Origin of the sequence: Cohnella sp. CFH 77786 (assembly GCF_019400745.1) — a bacterium.
Taxonomy (GTDB): domain Bacteria; phylum Bacillota; class Bacilli; order Paenibacillales; family Paenibacillaceae; genus Cohnella.
This window is the reverse complement of the sequence record NZ_WJIB01000031.1, coordinates 1-11,625: the sequence shown is the minus strand read 5'-3', so window position 1 is coordinate 11,625 and position 11,625 is coordinate 1. Positions and strand designations below refer to the sequence as shown.

Sequence of the window (11,625 nt, the reverse complement as noted above, 5' to 3'; positions counted from 1 at the left end):
GGGGCGGATCGACGACCAGGTGAAGATCCGGGGGTACCGGATCGAGCTGGGGGAAATCGAGCGGACGCTGCTGCTGCACGAGGCGGTGTCGGAGGCGGCGGTGGCGGCGCGGGACGACGAGGCCGGGGGCAAGCGGCTGGTCGGGTACGTGGTGGCGGACCGGGCGTGCACGTCGGGAGAGCTGAGGCGGCACTGCGCGGAGCGGCTGCCGGCGTACATGATCCCGGAGGCGTTCGTGCAGCTGGAGTCGATGCCGCTGACGGCGAGCGGGAAGGCGGACCGCAAGGCGCTGCCGGAGCCGGAGGAAGAGATGGCGACGGGGACGGAATACGCGGCGCCGGAGAACGGGACGGAGATGAAGCTGGCGGCGCTGTGGGCCGAGCTGCTGCAGCGCGAGAGGGTGGGCGTCCACGACAACTTCTTCGAGCTTGGAGGCCACTCGCTGCTGCTCGTTCGGATGCACAAGCGGCTGGAGCAGGAATTCGGAAGGCTTTTGAGCGTTACGGATCTGTTCGCCTATCCGTCCGTGGCCAAGCTGGCCGAATATCTCGACCGCCACAACAGGACGCCGAAGCGTTCGGCGCTCGTGCCGCTGCGCGTGCCGGGAGGTTGGGGACCCGCGGAACGCCGGCCGCAAGCGGCGGATTACCTGAAGCTCACGTTAGCGGCGTCAACCGTCCGGGAACTGCGGGACATCGCGGAAGCCGAACGGACGGAGCCCGCGTTGCCGGCGCTCGGCATCTGGGTCGTGCTGCTCGCCCGGATGTTCCGGCAGCCGCGGTTCGATTTGCCGGTGGCCGGCTTCGGCCAAGGCATTCGCGTGGCGGAGATCGATCTGAACGCGGCCCGCGGATTTTCGGAGCTGCTTGAACGGCTTCGCGCGTTTCTCTCCGCGGATGCGGCGCTGCCGGAATTCGCCGCCGGGGCATCCGCGGGGACGGACGCCATTGTCCCTCTGTACCGAAACGGCCTTGCCGGGGAGCTGCCGCGCGAATGGAAGGGTAAGACGGACTTGACGATTGCGGTCGGAACGGCCGGTACGGCGTGGACGGTCGAAATCGAATACGACGCCGGCAAGATCCGCAGGGAAAAGCTCAAGGAGCTGCTGCAGGCTTTTCCGATGTGGTGCAGCCGACTCGCCGGCGAGAAGCAGGCGCGGGAGCAGCCGGCGGCCGCCCAGGAGAAAGCGGCGATTTCGGGGGAGGATCCGGGATGAGCAAGAGCGCTTTGTTGTTTCCGGGACAAGGCTCGCAATACGTCGGAATGGGCAGAGCCCTTGCCGAGCGGTATTCGGCGGCCCGGCGGACGTTCGAGGAAGCGGGCGACGCGCTCGGCTGGGATGTGCTCCGGCTCTGCGCGGAAGGAGATATGGCCGAGCTTACGCGAACGGAGAACGCCCAGCCGGCGATTCTGACGCACAGCGTGGCGGCCTATCGGGCTTGGACAGAGGATGAGACGGCCGCGCCGGTCGAGCCGGCCGTTTGCGCCGGCCACAGCCTGGGCGAATTCTCCGCGCTCGCTTGCAGCGGCGCGCTCGGCTTCGCGGATGCCGTACGGCTCGTCCGGGCGCGCGGCGAATTCATGCAGGAGGCGGCCCGCCGCCGTCCGGGAGGCATGGCGGCGGTCGGCGGCATCGGCGGCGAACGCCTGGAGGAGCTGCTTGCGCAAGCAAGCGACGATCGTTCCGTCGCGGTGCTTGCGGGCATCAATTCTCCGGAGCAGCGGGTCGTTTCGGGGCATCGGGATGCCTTGCTCAGGCTCGAAAAGCTGCTTTCGGGCGAGCGCGCTCGCTTTACGTTTCTGAACGTAGGCGCGGCGTTTCATAGTCCATTAATGGAAGAAGCGTCGGAGCGGTTCCGGGAGCGGCTGGAGGCTTGCGCGTTTCACGTCCCCCGGCGGCCGGTGCTCTCGGGCGTGACAGGACAGCTCCATACGGGCGGCAGGTCCGAATTCATCCGGCTGCTTGCCTTGCAGTTAACGCAGCCCGTGCGGTGGTTGGACTGCATGGAAACGATGCGGGATCTGGGCGTCGGTCGGGCGTTCGAACTCGGACCGGGGCGCGTGCTGACCCGGCTGTGGCAATCGTTCGCCCCGCTAACGGACGCGCGGGCGTCGGACGACGGCCTGAAGGAAAACCCGCATGAGGCGCCGCGTCCCTCGGCCTCGGTAAGACCTGTTCCCGTGTCCGGGCAAACGTCCTTTCTGTCCCGCTGCTTGGGGATCGCGGCGGCGACCCGCAATCGCGGCTTCGCCGATCCCGAGTCCTATCGGATCGGAGTGATCGAGCCCTATCGCGAAGTCGAGGCGCTGGCGAGGGAGATCGAACGGAAGGGTGCCTCCCCGACCGAAGAGCAGCTTCGACGGGGCTGGGACATGCTCCTAAGCCAGTTCGAGACCAAACGGACCGATCCCGACGAAAGGCGGCTGCGGCTGTCCCGGCTCCTCGAAGAAACGGGAACGTCGCACCTGTTCGAGATTCGCCCGGATTCCGTCAACCAAGGAGGCGTCGCAAAATGAAAACCAAGCTGCTCGCCGCAGGGGGTTCGCTCGCCTATTCGGCCGTCTATCTCTTTGCGTTCTGGCTCGTCACCGTGTTGCACGAATCGCTCTTGCTGCGGAATTTTCCGGCATATCGGGCGTACTTGGAGCGGAACATTCCCGTTTTCTTATGCCTCGTCTTCGCCATCGCGTTCGCGCTTTTCCTGATTGTCTCCCGGGCGCATACCTCGCTAACGAAAGGGAGGCGTCCGGGCATCCTGAGAACCGCGCGCTTCGCCGCCTTGAACCGGACGCAATGGGCGCAAATCGCGGTAATGGGTCTTGGCTGCACGCTGCTGTTTCTGGCCGTGATGAACCTGAGCGCGGTGAGAAACCATACGCAGGATTTCGCGAGGTACGTGGACACCTTCGGCAAGGCCGACAACTTTGTCTACGTGCTGGCAGGAGTCGGTTTTCTGGCCGTCTGCTTCGAAGAAATCCTGTTTCGGGGCATCGTGTTCAACGCTTTGAACGCTTCGATGCCCGTTTGGCTGTCGCTGCCTCTCACCTCGCTGATCTATGGCTATTTTCAGCCTTCGTTTTGGATCAGCGTCACCTCTTTCTTCCTGAGCGTGCTCTATTGTCTCGTGTATCTCCGGATGAAGTCGCTATGGGCATCGATCGGCATCGGCGCCGTCGTGAATTGCCTCATCATGATCGCGGACCGGACGGGCTGGCTGAACGCCATGGCCCAATGGCCCGACCTTCTGCTGCTTGCCGTCGCGGCGGCGGCGCTGCTGCTCATCGCGCTAACGCTCGTTGCCCTATGGGGAGGCGCGGCAGCCGCGAAGAAATACGGGGTCATGCTTGGCAACCTCGCGGTTTACGTCGGGATTTATTATGGCTTGCTGCAAATTCTGGTCGTCATCTGGGAGCAGGCGGTTCTGCCCCGGTATCCGGCGCTGAGGGAACACGGCATCATCGGCCTTTACGCCAACGCGCTCCTTGCCATGCCGCTCTACCATTTCGTGCTCAAGAAGTTTTACCGCAAGGACCTGATTGCCATCGCGCAGTTCCGCAAGGTTGGGGCGAAAGCGCACGTTTTGAACGTCATTCTCGCCGTTTGCATGGCGCTGTGGGTCATGAGCTTGTTCAGCATCCCGCAAGTGGCGAAGGCTGCCCCCGGCTTCGAGGGGATCGTCGGATTTTTTCTGGCGCAAAATGCTTGGGTTTTCTTCAGCTTTTTCGTCCTCAATTCGGTGTACAAGGAGATTTTGTTCCGGGCGCTCATCTTCAACGAGCTTCGCCGGGCGTTGCCGCTGCCCGTATCGATGGTCGCCACCGGCGTCTTCTACGGCATCCTGTTCTTCTCGGGCGATCTGCCCCTGATGCTATACGGAACGGCCGGCGCCGTCATCTTCGGTTTGCTCTACGTGTGGCACCGCTCGATCTGGCTGACGATCGTGAACGAATACGTCTTGTTCGCGGCTTATTACATCATCCGGCATAGCGGAGGCTTGCCGGGCGGTGCCGCGCTGTACGCGGTGATGGCCGCCAGCTCGGTTGCGATTCTCGCGATTCTGTACGGCCTGTGGCGGATCAGCCGGCCTGCCGCCGCTTCCGTGCCGGAAGCCGGCAAAGTAGGCGTCGGAGCCTGATGGCCGCGATTCGGCAGACGGGTTCGGCTCGAATAGGGAAAGGAAGGGATCCGATTGCGGGAACATGCTTGGTGGGACGACGCGGAAACGCCGCTTGCCGAGGCTTCCGGCCCGGAGCGAACGGCAGGGGATGCGGGGATAGAGGAGACTTCCGGGAGAGACGTGGCGATCGTCGGCATGGCCGTCCGGCTGCCGCAAGCGGATGACGTCCGCCGGTTCTGGCAGCGGGTGGCGGAGGGCTTCGACGCCGTCGGTCCGTTCCCGGAAACGCGCCGCCGGGACGCGGATTCGATGCTGTCCGGCACGAGGCTGCCGGGAAGAAAGGTTTCCTATTATGACGGCGCTTATTTGGAAGAAATAGATAGGTTCGATCATCGGTTTTTCCGTCTTTCGCCGAAAGAAGCCGCGCTGATGAGCCCCAATCAGCGCCTGTGGCTGGAGACGGCCTGGAGCGCGATCGAGGACGCCGGGTATGGGGGGCGGAAACTTGCCGGCAGCCGGACGGGCGTCTATGTCGGCTATAACGGGGATGCGTTCCACGATTACAAGCGGCTGGTCGCCGAGCGGGACCCGGCTTCGCTGTCCCTGGCGATTCCCGGCAATCTCTCGTCGATCGTAGCCGGAAGGATTTCCTACCTGCTCGATCTCAAAGGCCCCGCGCTTACGGTGGATACGGCCTGCTCATCCTCGCTTCTCGCTCTTCACCTCGCCATGCAGGCCTTGCGCAGCGGGGAGTGCGAGACGGCGCTCGTCGGCGGGGTCAAAACTTACTTGCTCCCGATCGATATGGGCATTCGGATCGGCATCGAATCGCCCGATTTCCGGGCGCGAACGTTCGACGAAGCCTCGGAAGGCACGGGCGGAGGGGAAGGCGCGGCGGCGGTGCTGCTGAAGCCGCTCGGTCGGGCGCTTCGCGACCGGGACGCGATCTACGCCGTGATCAAGGGAAGCGCCGCGAACCAGGACGGCGCTTCCGTCGGCATCACCGCCCCGAACGTGCTCGCGCAGGAAGAGGTAATCGTCCAGGCGTGGGGGGACGCCGGAATCGATCCGGAGACGATCGGCTACATCGAGGCGCACGGAACCGGCACTCGGCTGGGCGATCCGATCGAAATCGCCGGCATCACGCAAGCTTTCCGGCGCTTCACGGACCGCAAGCAGTTCTGCGCCGTCGGTTCCGTCAAAACGAATTTCGGGCATCTGGACACGGCCGCGGGCATCGTCGGCCTGATCAAAGCCGCTCTCGCGCTGCATGAGCGGCAGCTTCCGCCGATGCTGCACTTCCGGGAGCCGAACCGGGACATCCCGTTCGTCGATTCTCCGGTGTACGTGAGCGATTTGCTGCGCTCGTGGCCCGGAGGGGACGGCATGCCGCGCAGGGCGGGCGTCAGCTCGTTCGGCATGAGCGGGACGAACGTGCATGCCGTGCTGGAGGAAGCTCCGCCCATAGGAGTTCCGGCTGCAGTTCCCGGAGAAGGAGACACCGCGAAGCTTCAGGTGTTGGCGCTGTCGGCGCGAAGCGCAACGGCCCTGGGGCGTCTTGCGGAAAGCTATGCGCGTTATCTGGAGGAAGCCGGCGCGGGGAACGCGGCACTGGCCGATTTCTGCTATACCGCGAATACGGGAAGGGGGCATTATGAGTACCGGGCGGCGATGGCGGCCGGTTCCGTGCGCGAACTCGCGGACAAGCTCCGGACGCTGCGGGAGAAGCTTGATGCCGAAAGCGCCGCCCCGCCTGCCGACGCCTGGGCCTCCCCCCGGCTCGTCTCCGGCATTTGGCTGGGGCGTGCGGATACTTCCGCGGGTTCGGCTCCGGTTATGGGGGAGGAATGGCTCCAGTATCCGCCGGAACGGCTTTGCCGCGCATACGCGGAAGGCGGAGTCTGGGACTGGGAGTTGCTGTACCGGGACGCGGCTTGCAGGAAAATCCATTTGCCGGCGTATCCGTTCGATCGGATCCGTTGCTGGGTGGAAGAAGCCGGGGACGCGTCATACCGGATACCGGCGGAAAGCGCGCAAGAAACGGAAACGGCGGCCGATTCCGGCAAGGCGGCACGGACTTCCGTTCTGCTGACCGGACGGGACAACGGCGTCTATTCCGCCACGGAGGAAGCCGTTGCCTTGGCGTGGGGGCGCGTGCTGGGCTTCTCCTCGCTCGGCATCCGAGACCATTATTACGAATTGGGCGGGGATTCCATCCTGGCGCTTCAAATCGTAACCGAACTGACCGAGCGGTTCGGCCGGGAAATCGGGGTGGCCGACCTGCTCGGCCATCCCACGGTCGCCGATTTGTCCGCTTATCTCGACGGGAGCGGCGCGGGTACGGCGGAGCCGGACTTGCAAGCCGAAGAGTCTTTCGTATCCGGCACGGCGAAGGAGGTTCCGGAAGCGGCGATCGTATTCCCCCTCTCGCGCGCCCAGCTGCGCATTTTCCTCGCGAGCCGGCAGACGGAAGCGGATCTCCGCCATCATATGACGCTGGCTTACGTCATCGAGGGGCCGCTGGATCCGGAGCGACTGCGATTCACCTTCGTCCGGCTCGCGGAGCGGCACGAAAGCTTGCGCACGACGTTCGAGTGGACGGACGAAGGGGTGCCGGCGGGTCGGGTTCACCCGTTCCCGGAGGTCGAGCTGACGCAAGCGCAGGTCGATTCGGAAGACGTTTGGCCGGCATTCGCCGAAGGGTTCGTGCGGCCGTTCGACCTGTCCCGGCTGCCCCTGTTCCGCGCAGGAATCGCATCCGCGCCGGGAAATCGGCATCTGCTCCTGCTGGATACGCACCATCTGATCGCGGATGGCGCTTCGCTCGCGTTGCTGCTGCAGGAGATGACGGCTCTGTATGCCGGTCAGGCGCTGCCTTCCAAGAAAGCGGATTACCGCGACTATGTGCGCCTGCAGCGCGACATGGCCGAGTCTCCCGAAATGCGGAAGCAGCGTTCGTATTGGCTGGAAGAGACGCTTGCCGGCCCCCTTCCGCAGCTTCGGCTTCCGCTCGATTTCCCCCGGCCGAAGACGCGGACGCTTCTAGGCGGGACGTTCCGCTTCTCGCTGACGGCCCCAGAGGCCGACGCTCTGCGGGAGTTGGCCAAACGGCGGCAAGTTTCGCTTCATACGGTGCTGTTTTCGCTGTATGCCTTATTGATGAACCGTTATACGGAACAGGAAGATTTGATCGTAGGTTCGCTGGTGAACGGAAGGGAACAGACGGAATTCCGCCATGCGGTCGGCATCTTCATCAACTTCCTGCCCGTTCGGGTCCGGGTTCGGGAAGGCATGACGTTCTCCCGTCTGCTGGACGACGTCGGGCGGGCAACGGCCGAGGCTTACGGCAACGGCCGGTTCCCGTACGACGAAATGGCGTCTGCTCTGGGCGCGGGGTCGGACCGTTCGCGCAATCCGCTATACGATACGATGCTCGTGTTCCACAATCACGCTGCGGGAAGCGAGCGGTTCGAGGCGGGCGGCTTGACGTTCTCCGAATACCCGCTCGAGAGGGCAACATCGTCCCTGGACGTCAAAATGGACGTGTTTCCCGGAGCCGGCGGAGAACTGCATGCTGTGATCGAATACGATTCCGGTCTGTTCCGGGAATCGACTGTTGCCCGCTTGGCCGACGATTATCGTAAGCTTGCGGCCGCCATGAGCGAGGATGCCGACGCCGAGATCGGAAGCGTCCGCTTGTTCGAGGCCGCGGAACGGAGCGAGCTGGACCGCAGAAGGCGGCTCAATGACGGGCTTCCTTCCGCGCCGGAAAGGCTCCTCGCCGTCCGCATCGCCTCGTCGTTCACCGCGGAGCCGGTGACGGGCCCGCTCTCCAAATGGCTGCGGCGGTTCGGCATCGCGCCCGAAATCACGTTCGCTCCCTATAACCAAATCGTCCAGTACCTGCTGGCGGAAGATGCCGAACCCTCGGAAGCGGCCGCGACGATCGCCCTGGTTCGGCCGGACGATTGGCTCGCGGCAGGCGCAACGGCCTCGGAGGACGGACTGGCGCGGCTGGCAGACGACTTCGAGACGTTGTTCCGCATCATGCGGGGACGGTCGGACCGCGGGCCTCAGATCGTGGCGCTGTTGCCGTTCTCCGAGAACGGGCCGCTGGGCGGGCTGCCGGAGGCGTCCGTTCGGACTTTCGCGGACCGGATCCGGGAGATCGCATCCGCCGCGGCTCCCGTCCATCTATTGGACGGCACGGCGATGGCGGCCCGCTACCGGGTTCGGATCGTCGAAGATCCGGTCGCGTACGAGGAAGGACGGATTCCTTATACGGAGGACTTTTATGCCGCCGTCGGAACGGAAATCGCCCGCGCGCTGATCGGTTGGAACGGACATCCGTTCAAGGTGGTCGCCGTCGACGCGGACAACACGCTGTGGCGCGGCGTGTGCGGGGAGGACGGTCCGCTCGGCGTGTCCGTGCCCCCGGCTTTCGCCTCCTTCCAACGATTGCTTCTGCGGAAGCGCAGCGAAGGGATGCTGCTCGCGCTCTGCAGCAAAAACAACGAAGCGGATTTGTGGGAAGTGTTCGACCGGCATCCGGACATGCTGCTGCGCAAGGAGCATTTTTCGGCCTGGCGGGTCAACTGGAGTCCGAAGCCGGACAACGTGCGGGAAATGGCGGAAGAGCTCGGGCTCGGGCTGGACAGCTTCATTTTCGTCGACGACAACGCGGCGGAATGCCTGGGCATGATGGCGGAGCGTCCGGAGGTGCTGACGCTGAAGCTGCCGGACGAGCGCGAGATTCCCGCTTTTCTGGAACACGTATGGGCGTGGGACCGTTTGCGGGTGACGGAGGAAGACCGGAAACGGGCGGCGGGTTACGAAGCCGAGCGGAAGCGCCAAGCCGCGGCCCGTTCCGGCGAGACGCTGGAGCAGTATTTGCGCGGCCTGGAGCTGAAGGTCGGCATGCGCCCGCTTGCGCCGGACGAGACGGAACGGGCGGCGCAATTGACCGCGCGGACGAACCAGTTCAACCTGAACGGCATTCGCCTTACGGAAGAGGACATGCGCGCGCGGAGTCTGGCCGAGGGGGCGCGCCTGTGGATGGTTGAGGCCGCAGACCGGTACGGGGATTACGGCCGGATCGGCCTGGTGTCGGGTACCGTGCAAGGCGATGCTCTCGTCCTCGATCTGTTTCTGCTGAGCTGCCGCGTCCTCGGCCGGGGCGTCGAGCAGGCCGTTTGCGCGGGGTTGAAGCGCTTTGCGGAAGCGAACGGCTGCACGGAGCTGCGCGCGGAGTTCACGCGCACGGCGAAGAACCGTCCGTTTGAGCGTTTTCTGGAGGAATCCGGTTGGATGGGCGCGAGCGGCGCGGCGCTTCCGGAGGGGGCAGGGGCTTCGGCCCGTCTGTCCATTCCGCTGTCCCGGGTGCCGGAAGCGCCCGGGCACGTAGAGTTTTACGAAGGCGTCCGGATCGCGGCGGAGGAGGCCTACGGGCAATCGGCACCTGCGAGAGAGCAGCGCGGCGCCTCCTTGACGGCTTTTGCCGCCGGGACGGAAACGGAAACAGGAACGGGAACGTTCTCGGACGGGAAATCTTACGACTGGGTGGTGCCTTACGGGAATGAAGAGCTTCTGCCTCACCGGGCTTACCTGCTGCCGCTTCGTTATCCCGACGCATCGTCCGTCATTGCCTTGCCGGACGAAGGAAAAACGCCGCGCGACGACAGAGGCGGCGCGGGAGCGGGAGCGCCTTACGAGCCTCCCGCCGGCGACGTCGAAGAGGCGATCGCGGGAATGTGGACGAAGGTGCTGGGCGGCGGTACCTACGGGCGCAGCGACCATTTCTTCGACGTCGGCGGGGATTCGCTGCGGGCGGCTTCTCTCGTGTCGCAGCTTGCCCGGGCGTTCGGCGTCCGTGTAACGCTGGTCGATTTGTTCGACCACCCGCGGCTGAACCAAATGGCCGGGCTGATCGAACAAGCGCGAAGGACGCAACCGGTTGCGTCGGCCTCCGTTCTCGCGCGTGCTCCCGAAGCGGAGTCCTATCCCGTTTCGTCGGCACAGCGCAGCATGTATTTCCTGCAGCGATTCGAACCGGAAGGCTTGGCTTATCACATTCCGACGGTGCTTCGGCTGAGCGGTCCTCTCGACCGGGAGCGGCTTCGCCGGGCTTTCCGGAGACTGGCGGAACGGCATGAAGCTTTACGGACTTCCTTCGAGCTGCGGGAAGGCGATCCGGTTCAAATCATTCATCCGGCGATGGATGCGGATATCGAAGAGCAGGAGACGGAAGAGGGAGAGACGCTGCGGCATGCTTTGCGCGCGTTCGTTCGCCCATTCGACTTGCATCGGGCTCCGCTGTACCGGGTCGGGCTGTTCCGGCTGGCGGAGGAAGCGCACGTTCTGGCGTTCGACATCCATCACATCGTTGCGGACGGCGTTTCCGTCAACGTGCTCATGGACGATTTCCTCGCGCTGTACGCGGACCGCGGGCTGCCGCCCTTGGATCTGCAGTATAAGGATTATGCCGTCTGGCAGAAAGCGGAGAAGGAAGCGGGCCGCTTCGAGGAATCGCTCGGCTCCTGGCTCCGGCGGTTCGAGAAGGGGGTTCCGAAGCTGGAGCTTCCCGCCGACCGGCCGCGTCCGGCGATCAAAAGCTCGGCGGGTGCCCAGTTGATCCTCCGGGTGGACAGGGAACGGACGGACGGGCTGAACCGGCTGGGGCGGCAATCGGACGCGACGCTTTTCATGGTGCTGCTCGCCGCTTACGCGACTTGGCTTATGAAGCTGACCCGGCAAACCGATCTGGTCGTCGGTACGCCCGTCGCCGGTAGAAGCCGACCGGAAACCGCCAGGATGGTCGGCGTCTTCGTCAATCCGCTGCCCTTGCGGCTGCAGGCGGATCCGGACTTCACGTTCGATCAGCTGCTCGGCGCCGTCAAGTCGGAGGTACTGAGCGCGCTGGGCCGCCAAGAAACCCCGTTTGGTGAGCTGGTCGAGCGCCTGCAGCCGGATCGCGACGCCAGCCGCAATCCGCTGTTCGACGCGATGTTCTCGATGTTGAACATGGAGCATGCGGATCTATCGGCTGCGGAAATCTCCGTCCGGCCGGAGCCGTTCGATTTCGGGGTTTCCCAATTCGACGTCGGCTTGTCCGCTTTGGAGGAAGAAGGCGGACTCACGCTGACAATCCAGTATGCGGCCGATATTTACGCCGCGGAAACGGTGAAGCGTTGGGCGGAAGCGTTCGGCTCGCTGATCCGCGGGATCGTCCGCGATCCTTCGGCGCGGCTGGCGGACCTGGAATGGATGACGGACGAGGAGCGGCGGCAGGTCGTGGAGGGGTTCAATTACACGGAGGCGCCGTATCCGGAGCAGCTGACGCTGCCGGCGATGTTCCGGCAGCAGGCGGAGCGGACGCCGGACCGCGTCGCGGCGGCGTTCGCGGAGGAGACGCTGACGTACCGCGAGCTGGACGAGCGTTCCGGCCGGATCGCGCGGGCGCTGCGGGAAGGGGGGCTGGCGCCGGAGGAGCCGGTCGGGCTGATGGCGG

4 protein-coding genes are annotated in these 11,625 nt (G+C 64.8%); all 4 read left to right on the top strand.

Annotated elements, in window-relative coordinates:
* Positions 1–1,216, top strand: a 1,216-nt coding sequence (locus GE107_RS26020) for a phosphopantetheine-binding protein (RefSeq protein WP_255570881.1), incomplete at its 5' end; no start/stop codon positions are given.
* A complete protein-coding gene (fabD, locus tag GE107_RS26015) occupies positions 1,213–2,517 on the top strand; it encodes an ACP S-malonyltransferase (protein WP_219644619.1) in 1,305 nt (434 codons plus the stop codon). The genes GE107_RS26020 and fabD, both read left to right, overlap by 4 nt.
* Positions 2,514–4,136 carry a type II CAAX endopeptidase family protein gene (locus GE107_RS26010; RefSeq protein ID WP_219644618.1) on the top strand — a complete coding sequence of 541 codons (1,623 nt, stop codon included), beginning with the start codon at positions 2,514–2,516 and terminating at the stop codon, positions 4,134–4,136. Before fabD ends, GE107_RS26010 begins: the two co-directional genes overlap by 4 nt.
* A gap of 54 nt (positions 4,137–4,190) precedes the next feature.
* Positions 4,191–11,625 (top strand): type I polyketide synthase (locus tag GE107_RS26005; protein WP_219644617.1); only part of this gene is annotated, 7,435 nt, incomplete at its 3' end.